This is a genomic window from Amycolatopsis pithecellobii, assembly GCF_009707865.1.
In the GTDB taxonomy this organism is placed as follows: Bacteria; Actinomycetota; Actinomycetes; order Mycobacteriales; family Pseudonocardiaceae; genus Amycolatopsis_E; species Amycolatopsis_E pithecellobii.
Genome location: NZ_WMBA01000007.1, coordinates 128,907 through 151,169, shown reverse-complemented (window position 1 = coordinate 151,169; position 22,263 = coordinate 128,907). Strand labels below are relative to the sequence as shown.

Annotated in this window: 22 protein-coding genes and 1 pseudogene; 5 read left to right on the top strand and 18 right to left on the bottom strand. The window is 68.1% G+C overall.

Translation table 11 applies throughout. The features are described from left to right. Positions 1-13: 13 nt before the first annotated feature. The gene (locus GKO32_RS07310; protein ID WP_208024300.1) at positions 14-775 is read left to right on the top strand and encodes an SDR family oxidoreductase; all 762 of its coding nucleotides are present in this window, start codon (positions 14-16) and stop codon (positions 773-775) included. Between the two features lie 126 nt (positions 776-901). After that, positions 902-1,669: an SDR family NAD(P)-dependent oxidoreductase gene (locus GKO32_RS07305; protein WP_154756011.1), complete on the top strand. Its 768-nt coding sequence runs from the start codon at positions 902-904 to the stop codon at positions 1,667-1,669. 58 nt (positions 1,670-1,727) lie between these two features. Here GKO32_RS07305 and GKO32_RS07300 read toward each other — a convergent pair whose 3' ends face one another. Beyond that, positions 1,728-2,699 (bottom strand): NADPH:quinone oxidoreductase family protein, encoded by a 972-nt coding sequence (locus GKO32_RS07300; RefSeq protein ID WP_154756010.1) that lies wholly within the window; start codon positions 2,697-2,699, stop codon positions 1,728-1,730. Between the two features lie 34 nt (positions 2,700-2,733). Beyond that, entirely contained in the window at positions 2,734-3,483 is a 750-nt protein-coding gene (locus tag GKO32_RS07295; protein WP_154756009.1) for an SDR family NAD(P)-dependent oxidoreductase, read from the bottom strand. An 85-nt stretch (positions 3,484-3,568) separates the two neighbouring features. Here GKO32_RS07295 and GKO32_RS07290 point away from each other — a divergent pair, with 85 nt between their 5' ends. Beyond that, on the top strand, positions 3,569-4,513 hold the full coding sequence (locus GKO32_RS07290; protein ID WP_246243269.1) for a LysR family transcriptional regulator: 945 nt from the start codon (positions 3,569-3,571) through the stop codon (positions 4,511-4,513). Here the strand turns inward: GKO32_RS07290 and GKO32_RS07285 are convergent. The 7 genes from GKO32_RS07285 to GKO32_RS07255 form a co-directional block, all read right to left on the bottom strand. Continuing rightward, positions 4,494-5,324: an SDR family oxidoreductase gene (locus GKO32_RS07285; protein WP_154756008.1), complete on the bottom strand. Its 831-nt coding sequence runs from the start codon at positions 5,322-5,324 to the stop codon at positions 4,494-4,496. The genes GKO32_RS07290 and GKO32_RS07285 overlap by 20 nt on opposite strands. A gap of 33 nt (positions 5,325-5,357) precedes the next feature. Next, positions 5,358-6,971 (bottom strand): long-chain-fatty-acid--CoA ligase, encoded by a 1,614-nt coding sequence (locus GKO32_RS07280; RefSeq protein WP_246243268.1) that lies wholly within the window; start codon positions 6,969-6,971, stop codon positions 5,358-5,360. A gap of 563 nt (positions 6,972-7,534) precedes the next feature. Then, a complete protein-coding gene (locus GKO32_RS07275; RefSeq protein WP_154756006.1) occupies positions 7,535-8,710 on the bottom strand; it encodes an acyl-CoA dehydrogenase family protein in 1,176 nt (391 codons plus the stop codon). A 107-nt stretch (positions 8,711-8,817) separates the two neighbouring features. Then, positions 8,818-10,305 carry a class I adenylate-forming enzyme family protein gene (locus GKO32_RS07270; protein ID WP_154756005.1) on the bottom strand — a complete coding sequence of 496 codons (1,488 nt, stop codon included), beginning with the start codon at positions 10,303-10,305 and terminating at the stop codon, positions 8,818-8,820. Positions 10,306-10,312: 7 nt separating this feature from the next. Next, the gene (locus GKO32_RS07265; protein WP_208024299.1) at positions 10,313-11,059 is read right to left on the bottom strand and encodes an alpha/beta fold hydrolase; all 747 of its coding nucleotides are present in this window, start codon (positions 11,057-11,059) and stop codon (positions 10,313-10,315) included. Between the two features lie 116 nt (positions 11,060-11,175). After that, complete coding sequence (locus GKO32_RS07260) at positions 11,176-12,435, bottom strand: amidohydrolase family protein (protein ID WP_154756004.1); 1,260 nt, start codon at positions 12,433-12,435, stop codon at positions 11,176-11,178. After that, complete coding sequence (locus tag GKO32_RS07255) at positions 12,422-13,387, bottom strand: enoyl-CoA hydratase/isomerase family protein (RefSeq protein ID WP_312867618.1); 966 nt, start codon at positions 13,385-13,387, stop codon at positions 12,422-12,424. The genes GKO32_RS07260 and GKO32_RS07255 overlap by 14 nt, the downstream gene beginning before the upstream one ends. Before the next feature lie 9 nt (positions 13,388-13,396). On the opposite strand from GKO32_RS07255, the gene GKO32_RS07250 reads away from it, so the two are divergent. Then, positions 13,397-14,581, top strand: coding sequence for a CoA transferase (locus GKO32_RS07250; protein ID WP_154756003.1), 1,185 nt, complete (start codon positions 13,397-13,399; stop codon positions 14,579-14,581). 8 nt (positions 14,582-14,589) lie between these two features. On the opposite strand, the gene GKO32_RS07245 is transcribed toward GKO32_RS07250, so the two are convergent. From GKO32_RS07245 to GKO32_RS37925, 5 genes and pseudogenes are all read right to left on the bottom strand, one after another. Beyond that, the gene (locus GKO32_RS07245; protein WP_154756002.1) at positions 14,590-14,733 is read right to left on the bottom strand and encodes a VOC family protein; all 144 of its coding nucleotides are present in this window, start codon (positions 14,731-14,733) and stop codon (positions 14,590-14,592) included. Positions 14,734-14,936: 203 nt separating this feature from the next. After that, on the bottom strand, positions 14,937-15,827 hold the full coding sequence (locus GKO32_RS07240; protein ID WP_312867617.1) for a helix-turn-helix transcriptional regulator: 891 nt from the start codon (positions 15,825-15,827) through the stop codon (positions 14,937-14,939). A 106-nt stretch (positions 15,828-15,933) separates the two neighbouring features. Further along, positions 15,934-16,026: pseudogene (locus tag GKO32_RS07235) on the bottom strand (transposase); the annotation flags it as partial. Positions 16,027-16,082: 56 nt separating this feature from the next. Further along, complete coding sequence (locus tag GKO32_RS07230; RefSeq protein ID WP_154756000.1) at positions 16,083-16,916, bottom strand: SDR family oxidoreductase; 834 nt, start codon at positions 16,914-16,916, stop codon at positions 16,083-16,085. Further along, positions 16,883-17,260, bottom strand: a complete 378-nt coding sequence (locus GKO32_RS37925; protein WP_246243291.1) for an MmyB family transcriptional regulator — start codon at positions 17,258-17,260, stop codon at positions 16,883-16,885. The genes GKO32_RS07230 and GKO32_RS37925 overlap by 34 nt, the downstream gene beginning before the upstream one ends. A 43-nt stretch (positions 17,261-17,303) precedes the next feature. Between GKO32_RS37925 and GKO32_RS07225 the strand changes: the two genes are divergently transcribed. Continuing rightward, on the top strand, positions 17,304-17,588 hold the full coding sequence (locus GKO32_RS07225; RefSeq protein ID WP_154755999.1) for a hypothetical protein: 285 nt from the start codon (positions 17,304-17,306) through the stop codon (positions 17,586-17,588). A gap of 184 nt (positions 17,589-17,772) precedes the next feature. On the opposite strand, the gene GKO32_RS07220 is transcribed toward GKO32_RS07225, so the two are convergent. From GKO32_RS07220 to GKO32_RS07205, 4 genes are read right to left on the bottom strand one after another with little or no spacing between them, the layout of a single operon-like run. Further along, entirely contained in the window at positions 17,773-19,476 is a 1,704-nt protein-coding gene (locus GKO32_RS07220; RefSeq protein WP_208024298.1) for an AMP-binding protein, read from the bottom strand. Further along, entirely contained in the window at positions 19,473-19,946 is a 474-nt protein-coding gene (locus GKO32_RS07215; RefSeq protein ID WP_154755998.1) for a type II toxin-antitoxin system RatA family toxin, read from the bottom strand. Before GKO32_RS07215 ends, GKO32_RS07220 begins: the two co-directional genes overlap by 4 nt. Further along, complete coding sequence (locus GKO32_RS07210; protein ID WP_154755997.1) at positions 19,943-21,202, bottom strand: aspartate aminotransferase family protein; 1,260 nt, start codon at positions 21,200-21,202, stop codon at positions 19,943-19,945. The genes GKO32_RS07215 and GKO32_RS07210 overlap by 4 nt, the downstream gene beginning before the upstream one ends. After that, positions 21,199-22,230, bottom strand: coding sequence for an SDR family oxidoreductase (locus tag GKO32_RS07205; protein ID WP_154755996.1), 1,032 nt, complete (start codon positions 22,228-22,230; stop codon positions 21,199-21,201). The genes GKO32_RS07210 and GKO32_RS07205 overlap by 4 nt, the downstream gene beginning before the upstream one ends. Between the last annotated feature and the right edge of the window lie 33 nt (positions 22,231-22,263).

Below are 22,263 nucleotides of genomic sequence, written 5' to 3'. Positions count from 1 at the left end.
AGGGTAAGCACACGTGAGTCGACGACTGCAAGGCAAGAAGGCGTTCATCACCGGGGCGGCGCTCGGCATCGGTCGCGCATCGGCCGAAGCGTTCGCCCGGGAGGGCGCCACCGTGATCGCCACCGACGTCGACGCGGAGGCGCTGGCCGGGCTCGACGGCCTCGATGGCGTGACCACAGCGGTTCTCGACGTCACGAACCCCAACGCCATCAAGGAAATCGCCGGGTCCGTGGGGCCGGTGGACGTGCTGTTCAACGTCGCTGCCATCGTGCACCACGGTTCGGTCCTGGACTGCTCGGACGACGACTGGGACATGTCCTTCGCGGTGAACGCGAAGTCCGTGCACCGGACCGTGCGGGCGTTCCTGCCCGGCATGCTCGAATCGGGGGGCGGGTCGATCATCAACGTGGCCTCCACCCACGGGCTGGCCCGGGGCGGCGTCAACAGGTACGCCTACACGGCGACGAAGGGCGCCATCGCGGCGCTGACCCGGGCGATCGCCTTGGATTTCGTGCGACAGAACATCCGGTGCAACTGCATCGCGCCCGGGCCGATCCTCTCCCCTTCGCTGCTGGCCCGGCTCGAGTCCGGCGCCTTTGCCGAAGCTGGCGGCTCCTCGGCGGAGGAGGCACTGCAGCAGCTGACGGACACTCATCCGATGGGGCGGCTGGGCGAAACCGGCGAAGTGGCGGCCCTCGCCGTGTTCCTCGCGAGTGACGAAAGCTCGTTCATCACCGGGACAGCGCAGCTCGTCGACGGAGGCTGGTCGCTGTAGGTGCTGCATAGGTTCTGCCTATGTGGAACATAAACAGAGTCACTTTGCGCCTATGCCTTCGAATATCTACTCTCGCTCTCGCGGCACCGGGCACGTTCCGGTGCCGGGACGAGAGAAACGGAAGTCATGACTGGTAGCACTTCGAACAGGTTGCAAGGAAAGGTCGCGCTCGTGACCGGCGCTGCCAAGGGAATCGGGGCAGGCATCGCGAAAGAGTTCGCCGCCGCCGGGGCCTCGGTGGTGGTGAACTACGCCTCTGACGCCGTGAGGGCGCAGAAGGTGGTCAGTGACATCCGCGACGGTGGAGGGACAGCGGTCGCGGCGCAGGGTGACGTCTCCGTTTCCGGGGATGTCGAACGCGTTTTCGACGAGGCCGTGCGCACCTACGGCCGGCTGGACGTCGTGGTCAACAACGCCGGGGTGTGGCATACGGAGCCGATCGAAGCCGCGACGCAGGAACACATTTCGCACCAGCTGTCGGTCAACGTGCTCGGGCCCATCCTCACGATCCAGGAGGCGCTCAAGCATTTCGGGCCCGACGGCGGTTCGATCATCAATGTCGGGTCGCTCGACAGCGCTCGCGCGTTCCCCGGGATGTCCGTCTACGCCGCCACCAAGGGCGCTGTCGACGCTCTCACCCGGGTGCTGGCAGCCGAGCTCGGCCCGCGCGGGATCAGGGTCAACACTCTCGCGCCGGGCGCCGTGGAGACCGAGGGCATCCGTGCTGTGGACTTCATCGGAAGCGACGCCGAGAAAGTGATGATCGAGAACACGCCGCTGGGGCGCCTGGGCCAGCCGGAAGACCTGGCGAAGGTCGCGGTGTTCTTCGCCTCCGACGACGCCGGGTGGGTCACCGGTGAACGCCTCACCGCGTCAGGCGGCCTTCGGAGCTGATTCCCTGGCCGCGAAGGTCGAGACGACGGTTCGTCGATCTTCGCGGCCACTTGCCGGATCAGGGATGCAGCACGTACCTGCCGACCGCGCGGCGTTCGCCGAACAGCTGGAGCACCCGGCCGGCGTCGGTGAGTGGCGCGGTCGAGGGCTGTCCGGGATGCAGCCGGCCACGCGCCACGTTGGCGAGGACATCGGCGAGCAGCTTCGCGTTGCCGGGGGTTCCCCCGGCTTCGCGTGACCAGTGTCCCCAGTCGATGCCGATGACGGAACGGTTGCGCAGCAAGACGATGTTGGACGGCAACCGCGGGATGTCGCCGGACGCGAAGCCGAGCACGCAGAAGCGTCCGCCCGGCGCCAGCGCACGGAGCGCGCTTTCCGCCGCCGGCCCGCCGACCGGGTCGATGACCACATCCGCGCCGCCGTCGGTGGCGGTGCGGATGTCGTCCTTGAGATTGTCGTAGCCGAGGACCACGTCGGCCCCGGTCTCCTTGGCCGCGGCGCGTTTGTCCTCAGTCGAGGCCACCGCGATGACGTGGGCGCCGAGACTGCGTGCCGTATCGACCGCGGCTGACCCGATGCCCCCGCTCGCGCCGAGGACGACGACGTGGTCGCCTGCCTCGATCGTGATGCGATGCGTGGTCGCGAAGGCCAGTGTCAGGTAGCTCTCCATGGCCGCGGCGACATCGACGGACACGGCGCCGGGCACCGGGACGGCGACCTCGGCAGGCACCACGATGTGGGAGGTGTAGCCGCCGAAATGGCTGAGCACCGCCGCCACCGTGGTCCCGACGGGCGGGGTCTCGACGCCGTCGCCCACCGCGGCCACCCGCCCGGCCACGCAGGTGCCCGGCGTGAACGGCAACGGCGGCCGGACCTGGTAGGCGCCGCGAACGACGAGCCCGTCCACGAAGCTGGCGCTGACGGCCGCCGGCTCGATGAGCACCTCACCGGGCCCCGGCCACGGTGTCGGCTCCTCCACCACCCGCAGGGCAAGGGGATCGCCGAACGCCTCGCAGACCACGCGTCGCATGTGTTCCTCCGAAATCGCTGGTTGCCGGCGGCGGCTACACCTGAGCCATACCGCCATCTATGCAGAGCTCTGCACCGGTCATGAAACTGCTGTCATCCGAGGCTAGGAACAGTGCCGCGCCGGCGAGCTCCTCAGGGCGTCCGAGGCGGCCCATGGGAACGTGCGTGGCCATCTGGGCGCGCAGCGCTGCCGGGTCCTGCCCGAAGTACTCAGCCTGCCCGTCGATGATGGCTGTGTCGAACGGGCCGGGGGTCAGCACGTTGACCCGCAGCCCCCGGCCGCCGAACTCGGCCGCCCACACACGCGCGTAGGAGCGCACGGCCGCCTTCGCCGCGCTGTAGGTGGTGGACCCGGGGAGTCCCTTGAACCCCTGGATCGAGCCCACCAGGATGATCGAGCCGCCGGCCGGCATGAGTGGCAGCGCCGTCTGGACGGTGAACATCGTGCCGCGCGCATTGATATCGAACGTACGGTCGAAATGATCCTCGGTCACCTCGCCGAAATCCGCCCGCTCGATCATGCCCGCATTCGCGACGAGCACATCGAGACGCCCGCTTTCCCTTCTGATGGTCTCGGCCAGGCCGTCGAGATCACTCGACGACGTGGAGTCCGCGGCGACCGCCGTGACCCGGCCCTCGATGGAAGCCGTTGCGTCGTCGAGAACTTCCTTCCGGCGGCCCGTGATGTAGACGTGGGCGCCTTCGGCTGCGAATCTCTCGGCTATCGCCAGGCCGAGGCCCGCTCCGCCACCCGTGACCAGAGCTACCTTGTCGGCGAGACGCATTCTTTCTCCTTTTTCCCGGCGTGAACTGGCACTTGCAGTCCACAAGCTACGCATCGCCAGGCATAGGCGCAAAGAGTTGGCTACTATGATCCACATAGAACACTTCTATGTGGCGAGGCGGCTCCGGATGAACCTGCGGCAGTACGAGTACGCGCTGACTGTGGCCGAGGAGGGCAGCATCACGGCGGCGGCCGAGCGGCTGGGATTGACGCAGCCGTCGCTGTCCCAGCAGATCGGCACCTTGGAAAAGCAGGTCGGGGTGCGCCTGTTCACGCGGACCCCGCAGGGCATGACGCCGACCGTGGCCGGGCGGGCCTTCCTGGTGGAGGCAGAGGTTGCCGCCACCGCCTCCCGGCGCGCGTTCATCGCGGCCCGCGCCGCCGACGGCGACCTGACGGGCGAGCTGATCATCGCCGTCCACATGGGACTCGGGGCCCGCCAGCTTCCGCGCGCGCTCGGCGAGCTGCGCCGCCGTCATCCCCATCTGCAGGTCACCATTCACGAGGAACCCGACCCCACGGACATGGAACGGCTCGCGCGGCAGGGCACGCTCGACCTGCTCCTGGTGCACGAGATCCCGCCGGGATGCACCTTCGACATCCATCCGCTGGGCAAGGAGTCGTACGTTGCCGTGCTACCGCAAGGCCACCCACTTCTTCGCCGGCGCAAGTCGCTCATCCTCGAAGATCTCGCGGCCGAAGGGTGGGTGCGCTTCCGCCGCACCAGCAAGCTCGACGAGTACCTGGCGCGCCTGCTCGCCGACCACGGTCTCGCCCCGCGGACGGTCGGCCGGGCCTCGCAGATCTCGACCGCGGTGCGGCTCGCTTCGGAAGGCCTCGGCGTCACCATCGCGCCGTCCTCCGCGATCCCCGACGGTTTCGAACACCTGACTCGCCCGCTCCGCCCGGCCCTGTCGGAGCCGGTGATCGCGGGCTTGCGCCGTGCGGCGGGCCGGGCGGAGACCGCCTTGTTGGACCAGCTGAAGCGGCAGGATTGGTCGGGCATCGGCGTCAGCGCGGCGAAGCGTTGAGCGTTGCCGCGACGGCGTCGTTGAAGGTGGAGGAGCCCATGAGTCCTTGTCCGCCGTCGACGACGATGTGGGCGCCGGTGACGAAACCGCCGAGGGGTGAGGCGAGCACCGAGGCCATCACGCCGATCTCCTCGGCGGCGCCGTAGCGGCCGAGGGGGATCATCTTGAGCCAGGTGTCCTTGTCGGCGGCCTGTTCGAGGCGGCGCATCCCTTCGGTGTCGGCGATCGGTCCGGGGGCGATGGAGTTGCAGCGGATGCCGTAGCGGCTCCACTCCAGGGCGAGGTTTCGCATCAGGTGGTCGACACCGGCCTTCGCGGCACCGACGTGCGCCTGGTAGGCGAAAGGCACGGACGCCTGCGCGGCCGAGATGAACAGCAGCGTGCCCCGGGTTTCGCGCAGCTGCTGAAACGCGGCACTGGCGGTGTGCCAGCTGCCGAGCAGGTCGATATCGACCACGGTGCGGAAGCCGTTCGGGCTGATCTTCTCGGCCGGCGCGACGAAGTTGCCGGCGGCCCCGGAGACCACGACCGACGCCGGTCCCAGCTCGTCGGCGCTCCTGGCGAACGCGTCGGTCACGGCGGCGGGGTCGCGAACGTCGGCGGCCACGGCACACACTTTCGCCCCGAGCGCCCGTAGTTTTTCGGCGGCCCCGTCGAGACGTTCCTGCGACCGTCCGCAGATCGCGACCGCGGCGCCGAGCCGCGCGAACGTGGCGGCGATTCCCAGGTTGATGCCGCTGCCACCGCCGGTGACAAACGCGGTCTTTCCGGACAACAGCGTGGGCGAAAGCAGATCTGTCGGGTCAGCCATGGGTCACCTTCCGTGGGGTTCGAATGCATGTGGTCACGGCAGAACCACTCCGGCGAACATCTCGCGCAGCTCGCGCTTCGAATATTTGCCGACATTGGTTCTGGGAATTTCGTCGACGAAAACGATGCGGTCCGGGATCTTCCATTTCGGCAGCGACTCGCCGAGGAAACTGCTCAGTTCGTCGGCGTCCGCGGTGGCCCCGGGTTTGAGCACGACACACGCCAGTGGCCGCTCCGACCAGGTGGCCGACGCGACGCCGATGACCGCGGCCTCCGAGATCTGCGGGTGGGTGAGGAGCTCGTTTTCGATCTCGGCCGACCCGATCCATTCGCCACCGGACTTGATCATGTCTTTGGCGCGGTCCACGAGCCAGACCCGCCCGTCCGGGTCAATGGTGGCCACATCGCCCGTGCGGAGCCAGCCATCGGCGGTGAACCCGTCGCGGCCCCGCGGATCGTTGTAGTACCCGGTCGTCACCCAGGGGCCCCGGCACTGCAGCTCGCCGGTGCTCTTTCCGTCCCAGGGGAGCACTTTCCCGGCGTCGTCGGCGATGCGAGCGTCGATGCCGAACGTCGTGCGCCCCGCCGAGGTGCGCAGCCGTGCCTGCTCCTGCTCGGAGCGAGTCCGCTCTTCGCGGCGCAGCGTGCTCACCGGCCCGCTCGCGGAGGTCTCGGTCATCCCCCAAGCGTTGGTGAGCGCAACGCCCGTGGTCCGCCGGTAGCCCTCACTGAGCGCTGTCGGAACCGGGGCGCCACCGGTCATCACGACCCGCAGCGACGAGGCGTCCCGGCCGGACAGGTTCGGCAGCACCGCGGTCCAGATGGTCGGCACGCCGGCGGTGACCGTCACTCTCTCCTGGACGATCAACTCGGCCAGTGCCGGACCGGACAGGTCGGCGCCCGGCAGGACGAGTGCGGCACCGGTCGCGAGCGGGGCATGGACCAGCCCCCAAGTGTTGGCGTGGAACATGGGAACGACGGGCATCACCACGTCGTCCTCGCCGATCCCGATCGAGTCCCGTGCCATCAGCGACATCTGCTGCAGGACGATCGACCGATGGCTGTACACCACGGCCTTCGGGTTTCCCGTGGTGCCACTGGTGTAGCAGACTGCCGCCGCATTCCGTTCGTCCACTATGGACAGTTCACCGGTGGGAGCCGAGTCCACCAGGGAGTCGTATCCGTGGACATCGATCCAACCCAGGTCGCCGATCTCCGGATCGCCAGGCTCGGCCCCGTCGAAGAGCACCAGGTGCTTGACGCTGGACGCCGTTGCCAGCGCCGGAACCAGGCGAGGCAGCAGAGCGCGGTCGGCGAAGACAACCTCGTCCGAAGAATGGTTCATCAGATACGACAGCTCGTCGGCTTCCAGCCGCGGGTTGAGCGCATGGATGACCCGGCCCGAGCACGGTGCGGCGTAATACACCTCGAGGTGGCGGGCGGTGCTCGATCCGAACGTCGCCACCCGGCCCCCAGCACTGACACCCAGACCATCCAGCACCGACACGACCCGGCGAACCCGGCCGGCCCAGCCCGCGTAACCGATCCGCTCCCTCGCCGACCCGACGGCCGTGGTGATCACCTTGTGGCCGTGGTGCCGTTCGGCCCGCTCGAGAATGGTGACAACACTGAGCGGCTGTTCCGACATCGTTGTTCTCATGGACCGCCTCCGGCTCGCTGTTCACCACGGACACTACCTCAAGTGTCAACACTTATGCGCACTAAAAGCGCACTGATCCCAGACTAGGCGGGCTGGGCGACCTACAAGCAGGTCAAGAGTTGACACTTTTCGTCAGCGGGGCGCGGGACGGCCTGGCCCGGGTCACCACCAGGAACGGTGACCGGTCGATGGATTCCTGGATCGGCATGACTCCGTCCTCGTTTCCAAGGTCAGGAGCACGTCTGATACCACTGACAGTCCTTGCATGACCACTTCGAGCATGCGAACCCATGTCCCTTCCGGGCGTCGTGGTCGCTGAATACCTAGCCGCTGTCTCGGAGCGACTCCGTCCGCTGTCGCGCGAGTTCATGGATGACATGGCCAATTTCGGGCCCGCGGCTGACGTTTACCGGATCCGACAGCTCATCGCTGAAGGCCTAGAGGCTGGTGTGTTTCGGCCGGTGCATGCCGCGTTTGCCGCTGAGATCCCACGCCTTGCCCTGGGAGCGGACGACTGACCTCTCGCGCTCCCAACCCACCGGACACCACACTTAGTTCTGGGGGACGATGGTCAGAATGCCGGCGGTGCTCTTCGTGAGGTCTCGACTGATGACCACGCGCTGAATCTGGTTGGTGCCTTCGAAGATTTGCATCACTTTTGCCTCGCGCATGAATCGTTCAACGGGGAAGTCACGGGTGTAGCCGTAACCGCCGAGCACCTGCACGGCGTCGGTAGTGACCTTCATGGCGTTGTCGGTCGCGGTCAGCTTGGCGACGCTGGCTACGCGGGAGTAGGCCTGTCCAGCGTCCTTGAGTCGGGCGGCGGCCAGATAGGTGGCACGTGAGGCCTGGACGGCCGCCTCCATGTCAGCCAGAAGGAAGGCGAGCCCTTGGTGGTCGATGATCTTCCTGCCGAAGGTCTCGCGCTCCTGAGCGTAGGCGATCGCCGTGTCGAGAGCGGCCTGCGCCAGGCCAGTGGCGACAGCGGCGATGCCAAGGCGCCCGGCATCCAGGCCGGCCAGCGCGATTTTGAGGCCGTCTCCCTCGGCACCGAGTCGGCGTTCGACCGGGACGCGCACGTCGTCGAATCGCATTGTCGCCGTGGCTGATCCCATCAGCCCCATCTTCCGCTCGGGTGCGTCCGCGGAGAGGCCGGGCGTGTCGGCGGGCACGAGGAAACAGGAGATGCCATTGCGGTTCGCCGAGGTCCGGGCCATGACCTTGTAGAAGTCGGCTTTGCCGCCGTGAGTGGTCCACGCCTTGGCGCCGTTGATCACGTAGTGGTCGCCGTCGAGGACGGCTTTGGTGGTCATCGCGGCGGGGTCGGAGCCTGCGTGCGGCTCGGAGAGACAGTAGGCGCCGAGCAGTTCGCCGCCAAGCATGTCAGGCAGCCACTTCTGACGCTGTTCCTCGGTGCCGGCAGTGGCAAGGCCGAAGCAGCTCAGGGTGTGCACGCTGACGCCCACGCCCATCGATGCCCAGCCGTACGCGATCTCCTCGATCACCTGCAGATAGACCTCGTAGCTCAGTCCAGCGCCGCCGTACTCCTCCGGATACGGCAGGCCAAGTAGGCCGGCACGCCCGAGGGTGCGGAACAGCTCGCGCGGGAAAGATGCTTCGGCCTCAGCCTGTGCGGCTTGTGGCTGAAGCTCCTTGGCCACCAACTCGCGCGTCAACTTGATCAGTTCGAGCGCGTCATCGGAGGGCAATAGACGAGAGGCAGGCATCGGTCCCCCTTACATGGTGATACTTTGGTACTGTCCATAGTACTGTCTGGTGATGTCCTCGATGGGCACATTCGGGTCGACCCGGTGCTGGTAAAGCAGGTCGAGGGTCAGGCTCCCGGTGCCTTCAACTGAGCGGCGATCTCTCGGCGCGACAACTTTCCGACTTCCGTCCGCGGGAGCGTTTCCCAGACGTGAATTCGATCAGGGGTCTTGGAACTTCGTAACTCGGTTCGCACGAAGCTTCGGAGCAGTTCAGGTTCCACGGACTCGCCGGGCTCCGGCACCACAACGGCTTCGATGCGCTGACCCCATTCGACATCGGGTACCCCGACCACCACGACATCCCGCACGCTCGGATGGGTCAACAGCACCTCTTCGATCTCGAACGGTGACAAGTTCTCCGCACCGCGAATGATCGTGTCGTCCCGTCGCCCGAGGACGAAGAGATATCCCTCGTCGTCCAGGTATCCCTCGTCCCTGGTGTCGAAGAAGCCATCCGCATCGAGCAGCGCAGCCGCCCCGGCGTATTCACCGGACACCTGGGGGCCGCGTACCAGTATCCGCCCTGGCTCATTCGGACCGGCGAGTTCGCCGTCGGCCTTCCTGATGATGACCTCGACGCCGGGAAGCGGCCGGCCTACGGATCCCAATCGTGCTCGGACGGTTGCCTCTGTCGCATCCAGGGCAAGACGGTGGTCTTGAGGACCCAGGACGGAAATGGTCGAACTGGTCTCGGTCAAGCCATAGGCATTCGAGAAGTCCACGTGGGGCCATGCCTTGAGGGCAGTCGTGATCAGCGACAGCGGCATCTGGGCTCCCCCGTACGCGACTGATCGGAGCGTCGGAACCGAGGAGTCCGCCGCCTCGAGGATGCGAGCCAGCATGGTGGGGACCACCATCGCGTGAGTTACCTGCTCCCGCCGCGTCGTCTCCAGCCAGTCCTCCGGGTCGAACCGCTGGAGGACGAGGTACCGCCTGCCGGCGTACAGGTTGGTGATGGCGTTGGCCACGGCGGCGATGTGGTAGGGCGGGACGCTGACGAGGCTGCACTCACCGAGATCCTCAGCGCCGAATTGGACAGTCCCCACCACGTAGCTGAAGAGATTCGAGTGCCGGAGAAGAACGCCCTTGGGCGCCGACGTGGAGCCGCTCGTATAGATGACGACGGCGACATCGCCGCTCGCGTCCGGCGCCTCATCACCGGGGTACGACTCGATCGTCTGCAACCAGGATTCTTGGCTGTACACGTGAGAACACGTCGCCCCAAGCGCATCAACGAACTCGGGGTCCGCGATGGCGATTGCTCCCACGTGCTCCGCTATCAGACGACTCAGCTGGCTCTTGCTCAACCGGTAGTTCAAGGGCACCAACGGAACTCCCGCCCGTGCGGCGGCAAAAAGCGCGGCGGTGAAGGCGGGCCCGTTGGTCCCGAGATAGATGAGTGCCCGCGCGTCTTCATGCGCCAGCAAGCGAGCTCCGCCGTCCGCCATCGTCGAAAGCCGCCGCGCCGTGAGACCGTCGGCCATCCTCCCCACTACGACGCGGTCTGGGGCGTGCCGGGCCACCATATCGAGCAACACCCCGATATTGGACATGCTTTAGTTACCTTTCGTCCGCTGGATCGGCGAGCTGCAACAGCAATTCGGCTGTCTTTTCCGGAGAGGTGAGCATAAGGTCGTGACCGGCATCGATCTCCCAAACACGCTCACCCTCCAACGCGCGCCGTCGCGATTCTGGTGTACGCCCTTCCATCACCATCCCAGGGGCGTTGATATTGGTGTACGGAAGTTTCCGCACGGCCTCCTCATTCGCCATGCGCAAGGCCTGCTCCATGGTTTTCCACGGATGCGGCGTCAGCCGCTCCAGCGTCCAGGCCACTTCGTCGGGCGCGGTAATGCCGAACGCCTTGACGACCTCTTCGCTCGGCCACAACACCAGCTCGACACCGTTCACGATGCGCGACGAGGATCTGGCCCAGTCGATAACGTCGGGCCCGGTGTCGTAGAGGGACTCGCCGTTGCGTGGCCGGCAGGCCTCCAGAAAAACCAAATGGCCGACCCGCGTCAGCGCGCGGTCGGCGGCGCCGGTGATCACCATGCCGGCATAGGAATGGCCAACGAGAATTGCGTTGGTGATGTCTTCGAATTGCAGCACGCCGACGACGTCATCGATATGCGTGTCGAGATTTGTTGCGGCGCTGACCAGATGCGCGCGCTCGCCCAGTCCGGTCAAAGTCGGCGTGTAAACCTCGTGGCCCGCCGCGCGCAACTGCTTTGCGACGCGACCCCAGCACCAGCCGCCATGTCCGCCGCCATGCACAAGCACATATGTTGCCAAAAACGCCTCCATCCCGTGTCGCCATTGACAGCGGCGCCGTGGACGATACCACCATCCGTACTTACGTCGACAGCTTAGTACAGTTGAGATCGTCTGCCTACCACAAGGTGGGACCAGCGAGATGCGTCTTAGTGGACCCGGATACCTGCGGCAAACGTGGCGGTGACGGTCACGGTGCCCGTGCTGGTGTCGGTGGTGTGCAGGCAGAGGTCGGCGGGGGCGCCGACGGTGATGGTGCGAGGTGGTCCGGCCGGGTCGGTGGGTTCGGTGAGGTACGAACCGAGGACGGTGACGGGTGTCAGCGATGGTTCTCGTTGGCTCGCATATCGGATGGTGAACCAGGGGTTGGGGTCGCCGTAGGGCGCGTCGCTGCTGGCGATGACGCGGACACCTCGGCTGAGTAGTTCTTCGTAGCGCCACAGCCAGGGCCGGTCGGTGGGATCGCTGTCGCGCTCGAAGGTCGCCGCGTGGCGGGCATAGACCGAGGGTTGGGTGACGACGACGATGCCGAGTTCGGCGAGCCGGTCGGCCGCGGAGTTGTCGCAGACTGCCGCGTGTTCGATCCGGTCGCCGGGCAGGACGCCGACGGTGTCCAGGGCGGCGATCGCGATCGCGAGAGTGGCGGAGCTGACGACGTGCACGGCGACCGGTCGTCCGGTGGCGTGCGACGCGTCGATGCGACGCGCGAGGTCGTCCGGGTGCGGGTACTGGTGGTCCGGCAGGACGATCTTACGTGGTCCGGTGCCGGCGGCCGATAACGAGAGCAGATGTTGCGGGATACCGGCCGAAAGGGTCTGGAGCGCGGCGGCGTCGAGGTCGGGTGTCGCGTCGGTGACGTGGGTAATCCCGTAGGAGGCCAGGCGACAGCCGAGGGCGGCGAGGTCGACTGCGGCGCGGGCGCCGGCGTTGTCGAGCAGCGCACGTAGTCGGGTGTCGGCGCGCCACAGTTGGCCGGTGCGGCGTTCGTCCGGGCTCAGCCCGGCGCTGAGCAGATCGACGGCGGCGGTGTTGAGCGTCCACAGCGCGCCGCTGCGGTGTTGCACCCGGGCGGGACGGTGGGGCCATGCGGCGTCGAGGTCGGTGCGGCGTAGTTCGGTGCCGGCACCGATGGCTCTGACCCAGCCGGTGGTGCCGGGGTCGGGAGGTGGAAGCGTCGTAGCACCGTCGAGGTTGAGCGATGCGGCGGCGGCCGCGGTGGCGAACAGGTGGAGGTGGTGGTCGGCCAGGCCGGGCAGCAGGGTGGCGCCGTGCGCGTCGAGGACCGTCTCGTCCTCGCGCGGCTCGAGGGAGTCGCCGAGAGCGGTGATCGTGGTGCCGGTGATGCGGCAGTCGGTGCGGTGCCCGTCGAGCAGTGCGTTGCGGATCAGGTGGGTGTCAGCGGAACTCATCGACGAGCCCCCAGCGCAGCGCGGTCGCTGCGTCCAGGCGACTTCCCGTGATGGCCCACCACAGCGTGCGGCCGCGGCCGATGCGGCGGGGGATGCTGACGGTGCCACCGGCGCCGGGGATCAGGCCCATCGAGACCTCGGGCAGTCCGAAGGTGGTGTCCGGTGTCGCGGTGACCCGGCCGGCAAAGGCGGGCAGTTCGATGCCTGCGCCGATGCAGGTGCCGTGCAGGTGGACAGTGACCCGATCGCGAAGCTCGTCCAGCAGGCGTCCGGCGCCGGCGCCCGTGCGGATGATGTGGGCGAGCGCGAGGTCGGTCGCGGTGCCGAACTCGTCGAGATCACCGCCGGCGCTGAACGCGGGACCTTCGGCGTCGATCTCGACCAGGAGGTACGGGTCGTGTGCCGCGACCTGTAGTGCGTCGACGAGCTCGGCGCGTAGCCGCCGGTCTACCGCGTTGCGGCGTGCGGCGCGAGTGAGCGTGATTCGCAGGACGTCACCCTGCGGGTTGCTGATGCGCTCGAGCCGGACTCGGTCGCCATCGTCGCTGGGGCGTGGTGTGGGGCGGTCGGCCAGCCAGGCGCGGAAGTCGGTGCCGCCGAGCAGCGTGGAGTACGCGGCCGATTCGGCGGCCAGTGCGGCCGTTGTCGGGCCGGCCGGCGCTCGCAGCAGCCAGGCGAGCGTCAACGAAGCGATCGGAGAGGCGTCGATGGCCCGGACCAACAACGCCGCTTCGGCATCGGGATCCTCGGTCTCCACAGCGCCGGCGCACAGGCCGGGCGCGGCGATGACGACATCGGCCACCTCGACCGGCACCGGCTTTTCGCGGGCAACGGCAACGGTGATCGCCAGGCCGGAACCCAGCGGTGAGCCGCGGTCGGTGTCGATCACGACAACCGGTGTCCCAGGCCGGCCGGTGACGTCCAGGTCGAGATCGAGGTCGAGGTCGGACACCGTGCCATCATGGCACGCATGGACGGTTGGCCGGCGGCGGCGCGGGCACAGCAGTTGCTCGATTCCCTTGGCCTGCACGCCGGCCGCATCGAGGGACACCTCGAAAGCAGCAGCCTGACGACGACGGATCAGGACTGGACCGACTCCGGCCTCGCCGAACTATGTGGCCGCGCCGACGGGCCGCCGCTACGGCCGGTAGGAGTGCCCGCAACCCTCGCCCGAGCCGCTGGGCTTGCCCTGTCTGCGCTGGTGGGCTGCGAGGTCGAGACAGTGTCGCGGCTGGGGCAACGAGCGGCCCTGCTCGGCCTGCGCCGTAACGGCTCGATCTCCACCGGCGGCGCGGCCCGGCTCGTTCCGGCAGCAGACGGCTGGTTCGCGCTGAACCTCCCCCGTGACAGCGACCTCGACCTCGTGCCAGCACTCACCGAACTCGCCGGCGCCGACCCGTGGGCAGACGTGATGCGATGGGCGGCGCAGCGGACGACCGCGGAGGTCGTCGAGCGGGGCGTCTTGCTCGGCCTCGCCGTCGCAGTCGTACCGCCCGTGCCGCAGACGTTCGGCTCGCCGTGGACGCTCCAACGGACGGTGCCGGGCAGGGTCGCCCGGCACCGTCCGCGGGTGGTCAACCTCGGTGCGTTGTGGGCCGGGCCGCTCTGCGCGCACCTGCTGCACGAGTGCGGGCTCGAAGTCATCGATGTCGAGGCCGCGGAGCGACCCGACGTCACCGAGCCGGCCTTCTACGACCTCCTGCACGCCGGCCACGAGCGACGCACCATCGCCTTCACCACGCCGGCCGGCCGCGACGAACTCCGACGCACCCTCACCGACGCCGACGTGGTGATCGAGGCAAGCCGCCCCCGCGCACTACGAGCACTCGGAGTGGACGCCGCGACGATCATGGCCGACGGCCGTCCTCGCGCCTGGCTGCGCATCACGGGCCACGGCCCCGACCACGAGCGGATCGCCTTCGGCGACGACGCCGCTGCCGGCGGCGGCCTGCTCGCCTGGGACGACGACGGCCCGGTCTTCGCCGGCGACGCCATCGCCGACCCACTCACCGGCACCCTCGGCGCCCTCGCCGTCATCGCATCCCTGAGGACCGGCTGCCGCGTCATCGACTTACCCATGGTCCGAGTCGCGCGAGCTGCCTCATCTCCCATCGAGGGAGCGCCGGCGACTGTCCACGCGATCTGATCCGGTCCTTATGGCGGGCCGTACACGATGAAGGCATCGCCGCAGGGGTCGGCGAGCACCGCGCGAAACTCGTGCGGCCCCGGTGTGGGCGAGCTGATCACCGTGGCGCCCGCGTCCTCCAGAGCTCGCACCGTCGCCGATACATCGGCCACCTTCTGCGACGCTGAGCCGGTCGGGTTCACGATCCACAACCACTGGCGGCAGAGCGAGTTTGCGGGCCCGCGACTCGGGCAAGGCGACGCAAACCGATATTTGCAACAAACGACGGAGGCTCGGGAGGAGGGCCAGCGGCCCTGACATCGTCATGAGCAGCCTCTGAACGTCCTGGATGCCGTCCTTTTCGACGGCCCGCATATCAGCTGAGTGCTTGAATCTCGGTCGCCAGCCGCGCCTGGCTAGCCGCCCACGACGCCAATAGTGCTAGACCGTCCGCGGTCGCCGTGCCGGCGGGCGCGGTGTAAATGTTCAGGATCAGGCCGGGTTCGGCAGGCAGATCCATCGACTCGACGTCCAGGTCGAGCTCGCCCACTACCGGGTGGTGCACACGCTTGCGCCCGGACCGGTGCAGCCGAACGTCCTGAGATGCCCACCGCTGCCGAAACAGCTCACTGCGCGTTGACAGTTCGCCGACGAGGGCAATCAGCTCCTCGTCATGCGGATTGCGGCCGGCTTCCATCCGTAGCTTCGCGGCCACATCACCGGCAATTCGGTCATAGTCGACGAAGAAAGCTTTGGCCGCCTCGGGATTCAGATACACAAACCGCGCGGTGTTCGCCGGCCGCCGCGGGTCGGCCAGCACCGGCGAATACAGCGCACGGGCAAGTTGATTCATGGCCAGCACGTCATAACGTCCGTTGCAAATCCAAGCCGGCGCATCGGAGATAGCCTCGAGCACCTGCTGCAGGGACGGACGCACCGCCACAGCGGGCCGCCGGCGGCGTGGACCGCTCGGCGCCCGGGACTGCCGTGCAAGGTGGAACAGGTGATCGCGCTCGGCCTCGTCCAGTTGCAAGGCAGAAGCCAACGCCTCGAGCACCCCATCGGAGGCACCGGCGAGGCTGCCGCGCTCCATACGCACGTAGTAGTCGACCGATACCCCCGCCAGTAGAGCCACCTCTTCGCGACGCAGACCTTTGACCCGGCGGTTGCCGCCGTAAGCGGGCAGGCCGGCCCGCTCGGGCGTGATCCGCGCGCGACGCGAGCTCAGGAACTCCTTGATCTCAGTGCGCAGATCGATCATGGCCACCCCTTCACCATAGGACCCGGCCGCGGACGAAGGGAGGTTCTGCCGGTACCCCGACGGCTACGCACCCAGCCGACCCCGTCCGTATCCGGGGCGACCGCGGCGCGGGTGCCATGGCGGAGTACTGGCGCCGGACTCCCACCGACCTGTTGCCCTTCTTGAGGAAGCCGGTGTCGTCGACGATCAGCACCCCGCCCGGGTCACGCCCGCCTCCTCAGCCAGGGTCCGTCGGCTGCCGGCAAAGCCTCGCGTCGACGCTTACGTACCTGTTGCGGTCGTCGCGATGCCGCCGTCGACCGGGATGATGGTGCCCGTGACGTAAGACGCGGCCTGGCTAGCGAGGAACACGGCGACACCTGCCATGTCGTCGTCGCGGCCGAGCCGGCGCAGAGGGGCCTTCGCCGCGATTTGGTCGCCGATGGCATCGAGCGTGGACGCCATCATCTGCGACGGGAACGGTCCCGGTGCGACCGCGTTCACCGTGACGTGCTCGGGGCCCAGCTCTCTGGCAAGCACTCTGGTGAGTTGATGGAGACCCGCTTTGCTGCTGGCGTACGAGTAGTTGGGCGACGCGGCGACGTGGATGGCGGCGATACTGCCGATGTTGATGATCCGTGCGGGATCATCGGCGGTGCCCGCCCTGCGAAGTGCCGGGAGCAGCGCCTGCACCAGCCAGAACGGCGACTTGAGGTTGAGGTCGATCACTTCGTCCCAGGCCTCGTCCGGGAACGTCTCCAGCGGCTCGCGCCACATCGCTCCCGCGTTGTTGACGAGGATGTCCAGGCGTTCCGAGTCGGCCTTGACAAGATCAGCGAGGCGCTGACACTCGTCGTGCCTGGACAGGTCGGCGGGAATTGCTTGAACGTCGCCGAATTCGGACAGCAGATCCTGTGCCTCCGCGCACGTGTCCGCCTTGCGTGAGCTGATAACGACGCGGGCGCCCGCCTGCAGAAGGCCGCGCGCTATCATCATCCCAATGCCCCTGGTGCCGCCAGTGACAAGTGCGTACTTCCCACTCAGATCGAAAAGTTCTGTGTGAGTGGTGAATTGGTTGTCCACTATTTGTCTTCGTCCCTTTTGTTGTGGAAGCATGTGTTGACACGGTCGCGCGTGTTGTCGACGCTTTTGTTCTCCTCTGTGTAGCTGGGAGCCGACTCAAACAGGTTGGCAGGCGTCCTGGACGTCTGGGAGACCTTGGTGATACAGGTACTGTGAGACCCACCCTCGCCTGGTGAATGAACGAGCCGTCGGGTCCGAAGCTCGGCGCGGCGGAGTTGGTCGACGGCTTGGGTCGTTTGTTCGTTCGCGGGGTGGAAGACGACAATCTGTTGGGCGTCGGCGGGAAGTTCGAGCGTCTCGCGGTGCAATTGAAGTTGGTGCCCGGCCGGGTGGTCGAGTCGGAGAGTGCCACGTTGCGGTACCACGTGGCGTTTCAGCCGGTGGGTGAAGTCGGGGCCGGCGATGGGGGTGAGCTCGGCGGTGAGCTGGCGGAACGACTGGCATCCGCACGGCTGGGCCTGGCACCCTCACGACGATCGCGGCGAAACACGCGCCCGGCTGACGGACCGCCTGAAGGCGGTTCAGCAGCAACGCCAACAGGTCGCCGGCGAGGTGGCCGAGATTCTTGCCGGCCCACGTTGGCTTGATAACCAGATGGCGAGACGCCACCATTTTCCAACCAAAAATTTCAGGCTCAACACGTGGCCGACCAGCGGCGCCCAAAAGAGCAGAGCCAGCGGCCGGTTGGCTCACGTAATGCCCTGAACGGCTGCACGTAAATGCCCCGAAAGCATGGGCGACATATCCTTATCGGCACATTGTCACATTGTCACATTGGCCTGGCCAATCAATTTCACCGCGATGTGATCCCGTTCATATACTGCTGCCCACGGGGCTACGGCTACACCGGTTGGTCACCCCGGGCACGATCCTGCGGCACCGGCGACCGTCAGGTCCAGCGGCCGGCACCGATGGCGCTGGTGCCGGAGAACAGCTGTTCGCGCAGTGCGATGCGGCGGATTTTCCAGGTGGCCGTACGCGGGAAATCGGCCCAGCTCAGGTGGACGGGTTTGGCCAGCGGCGGCAGGTCGGCGACTGCCGTCGCCCACTCAGCGTCCTCGAGCGGGTCGTTGTTCGCGGTGCTGATGACCGGGACGGGTGGCATTCCATCGACGGCGAGGATGACGACCTCGGTTGTACGGGGCAGCCGGTCCAGCAGGACGTCTTCCAGTTCGAGCGCGCTGGCGCCGGGGATCCGGTCGATTTCCCGGTCCACCAAGCGGACCGCGCCGAAGCGATTGATCACGCCGAGGTCGCCGGTGTTCCACCACCATCCGTCGCGTTTGAGGTCGTGTCGTTCCTGTTCCCCGACGTAGGCCAGGGACCGGCCGGGCTGGGCGATTTCGATCAGTCCGAGGTGGCCGCGGGGCACCTTCGCGCCGGTGTCGGGGTCGACGGCGCGGATCCGGCTGAGGAACGGTACGGGCCAGCCGAGCAGCTGAGTGGGGGCCGGCCGGTGGCCGCGTCGTCGTACGGAGGAGCGCAGGTAGGGCCGGATGACGATGGCCCCGGCTTCGCTCTGGCTCCATGACTGCACCCAGATGGGCAGGCGCCGGTCCGTGGCGTCGAGGAACGTCCGGATCGTCCGCGTGTGGATCGCGTCGAAAGAGTTGATGTACACGCGGACGTTGTGGAACGGGCGCGTGTCGTCGCGCGCGAGGCCTTCCCAGGCGAGGTAGATGTTGGGCAGGGTTTCCACCACGGTGGGCGGGTTGTCCAGGAGTAGCTGTTTCAGCCTGGGTGACTGGGGCTGCGACAACATCAGCATCCGCGGGGTCGCGGTCGCCATGGCGGCCAGCGCGGTGGCCATCCGCTGGTGGCAGAACGGGTCGCAGTAGGCCATGGTGTCGGCGGCGCGCAGCGCGAGCAGCGGCCACCGCTCGGCCTCGACGAGCGCAAGCGAGTGGATCGTCTGCGCGGAGTGCATGACCAGCTTCGGGATGCCGGTGGTGCCGGAGGTGTGCGTGATCACCATGGGTTCCTCGGCCGCCCGCAGCTGCACCGGCGCCGCGGCGGCACCGCGGAGGTCGTCCAGCGCGACCACGTCGGGGCGGCCCTCACTGGCGTCGATGGAGATCGTGCGTGCGGTCAGGGTGGCGCAGGTCGCCGCGTCGAGCCGGCAGGCGGTCAGTTGTGTCCGGTCGGTGACCAGGAACGGCTTCTCCAGCCGGGAAAGCAGGGCCCGCGCGACCTCGGGCGAGTGCGTCCAGGCGAGCATGGCGGGGATTGCGCCCAGCCGCGCCGCGGCGCAGCCCAGCAGGGCCACGTCCAGGTGGTTGGCCTTCAGGATCGCCACCCGGTCCCACGGCCGCACACCGGCCTCGCGCAGCCAGCCCGCGGCCTGGTCGACCATTGCCGCCCACTCGGCGTAGCTCCGGTCGGTCGGGCCGTCCAGGTCGATGTCGGCAGGCCGGTCAACGAGCACGCGCCGGGAGCCGGCCCGTTCGGCCGCGACATGCCAGCTCTCACCCATACGAGCCGTCACGGGCACGCGGGAGAACGGCGTGATGGCACGCCGAAAGCGGGTCGGAGCGTACTGGGTCAGAAAGGCCGGCCGGGCCGGTGCTGCGGGCATCTGCTCGTCAGTGGTCACGATCGGATCTCCTCTGGTTGCCGGTGGGGCCGGAACACGATCTCCTCGCCGAGCAGTCCGCGCAGCACGGCTTCCGTGTGCTCCCGCAGCGCGCGCTCCGCGATCGGATCGATGATGGCGGCGAGGCTGGGCATGCCCAGGTCGAACGCGGCCACGAAGACCACCGTGACGTCCTCGCCGACCTGAGCGAGCTGCCAGCTACCGTCGAAACGATCGAAATCCCCGTCGATCTGGGCAAAGGCGATATGCATCGCGTCGCCGTCGATGTGGTCGCGTTCGCGCCAGCAGAGCAGGCCGTTGCGGAAGTTGACCGACCAGGTGGAAGTCAGCACGTCCCCGTCGATCCGCTCGACTCGCACCTCACGGACCGCGTCGGTGTGGTCGGCGTAGCGGGGAAAATCGCGGATCCGCTCGAACACGACAGCCGCATCTGCTTTCGGGACAAGGGCTTCCAGCCTGATGCGTCTCATCTCTGGTGCTCCTCTGCAAGCGCGGCGACGGTGCGGGCGGCGGTGGCGAAGGCGGTCAGCAGCCAGTCGACGTCGGCGTCGCCGAACACCGCCGGCGGGGTCAGCCGGATGACGCGATGGGCGTTGAGCGAGTGGTTGACCAGCACCCGCTGGTTGATCAGTTCGAGCACGAAGTCTCCGGCAACCGACTCGTCGCGTAACTCGATCCCGATCAGCAGTCCGGCGCCACGCACGTCGACGGCCAGCCCCGGGCCGTGCTCGTCCAACACGGTGCGTAGCTCCGGCAGCAACCGCCGCCCCAGCTCACCCGCGCGCGGCACCAGACCTTCGTCGGCGATGGTGCTGACGGTGGCCGTGGCCGCCGCCATCGCCACGGGCGCCGCGGCGAAGGTCGAGGAGTGCAGGAACGGATCCTTGTTGAGCGGGGCATAGACCTCGTCGGTGGCCAGCACGGCCGCGACGGGGATCACTCCCCCGCTGAGGTTCTTCCCGGCCAGCAGCATGTCCGGCACCGCACCGTCGCGATCGGCGCCCCACCAGTGGCCAAGCCGGCCGAGACCAGTCTGGATCTCGTCGAGCACCAGGAGGGCGCCATGGGTGCGGCACAGCCGGGCGACCTGTCGCAGGTACCCGGGCGGCGGGAGTACCACCCCGCCCTCGCCCTGCACAGGTTCGACAACCACACACGCCTGCCCCGGCACCTCCGTCAGCACCGCGTCCAGTGCGGCCGCATCACCGTAGGGCACATGAGTGACGCCGGGCAGCAACGGCCGGAACGGGTCCTGATAGAGGCTGCTCGCGGTCAGGCTCAGCGCGCCCGCCGTTTTGCCGTGGAATCCGTTCGCGGCCGAGACGAGCCGGGTTTTGCCGTGCAGGCGGGCGAGCTTGATCGCGGTCTCGGTCGCTTCGGCGCCGGAGTTCACGAAGTGAACCCGCGCCAGACCGGGCGGGGCCACCGAGGCGAGCGCGTCCGCGGCGGTGGCGGCGGCGGGTTCCAGCAGCAGTCGCGTCGACAACGGATGTGTGCGGATCTGTGCGACAACCGCGTCGACGACGCGCGGATGGCAGTGCCCGACGAGGAAAACCCCGTAGCCGCCGCAATCCAGGTACTCCACACCGTCGGCGTCGTAGACCCGGCTCCCGGCGGAGCGGATCTCCATCGCCCCGCCGGTCAGAGCGGCCAGGCGAGCACGGCCGACGCTGAGGTGCCTGCGATACGTCGCCAGTACGTGCTGCCGATCGACTGCTGCCGTCATGCGGCGCTCCCCCTGGAAGCTGCCCAGCCCATCGTGCGGATGAAGTAGCCGATGGATCGGCTGTAGGCGGACTCGAGCGCCGATGCCTCGATGGGCGCGCAGCCCGGGAGTTCGGCGAGCGTCGCCGGGAAGGCTGCCGCGCCGGCGACCAGTGCGGTCATCGCGAGCAGGTCGTCGAACCGGCGGCGGGTCGCCGGCGGTAGATACTCGAGGAAGGCCGGTCGCAGCAGCCGGTCGACCATCTCCGGATCCACCAGCCGGGGCGCGCGCACGTCGAGGCCGGCCCGGGTGCTTGCGTCGACGGTCAGCTCGACCACGCGGCGGGCGGTCGGCGCCGCCTGTCCGGCGGTGATCCAGTATTCGCCGCGGACGTCGTGCTCGACCACGGCGGCCACCGCTTCGGCGAGGGCGTCCCTAGGGACGAGATCCACGGTGTCGTCCGGCCGCAATGGCAGGAGCGGCAACGTGTTCCGCACGATCGACGCGGCCAGCACGTAGAGGCTCTGGAAGCGTGCGGTCACCCCGGTGGCGGCGTCGCCGATGACCACCGAGGGCCGCAGGATCGTGCCCGGCACCCCGCTCTCACGGACCAGTTGCTCGGCGTCCTGTTTGGACTCCAGGTACGGCTGCGGATCGGCCGCGGCGTCGTGGACCTGGGTCCGGATCGAGTCGCTGCGGGCGACGAACGCGCTGCTGACGTAATGCACCGCCGCGCCGGCGTCGGCAGCGAACTCCAACAACTGCCCGGTGCCCCCCACGTTCAGCTCCCGCGTCGCCGTCGCCGCGGTGGTGAAGTCCGTCGCCGCGGCACAGTGGACTACCGTGTCGACGGCGCGAGCCAGGTCCCGCCGGGTGTCCGCGTCGAGCCCCAGTCCGGGGCGCGTGAGGTCGCCGGTGACGCTCTCCGCCGCCGCTGGCGGATTCCGGTGGGCCAGGCAGATGACCCGGTGGCGCGACAACCGGGGCAGCAGTGCGGCGCCGACGACACCGCCGGCGCCGGTCAGCAGGATCGCGCGGTGAGCCAACACGGACCTCCTCGGGACGCCGGCGACGGGGCCGGC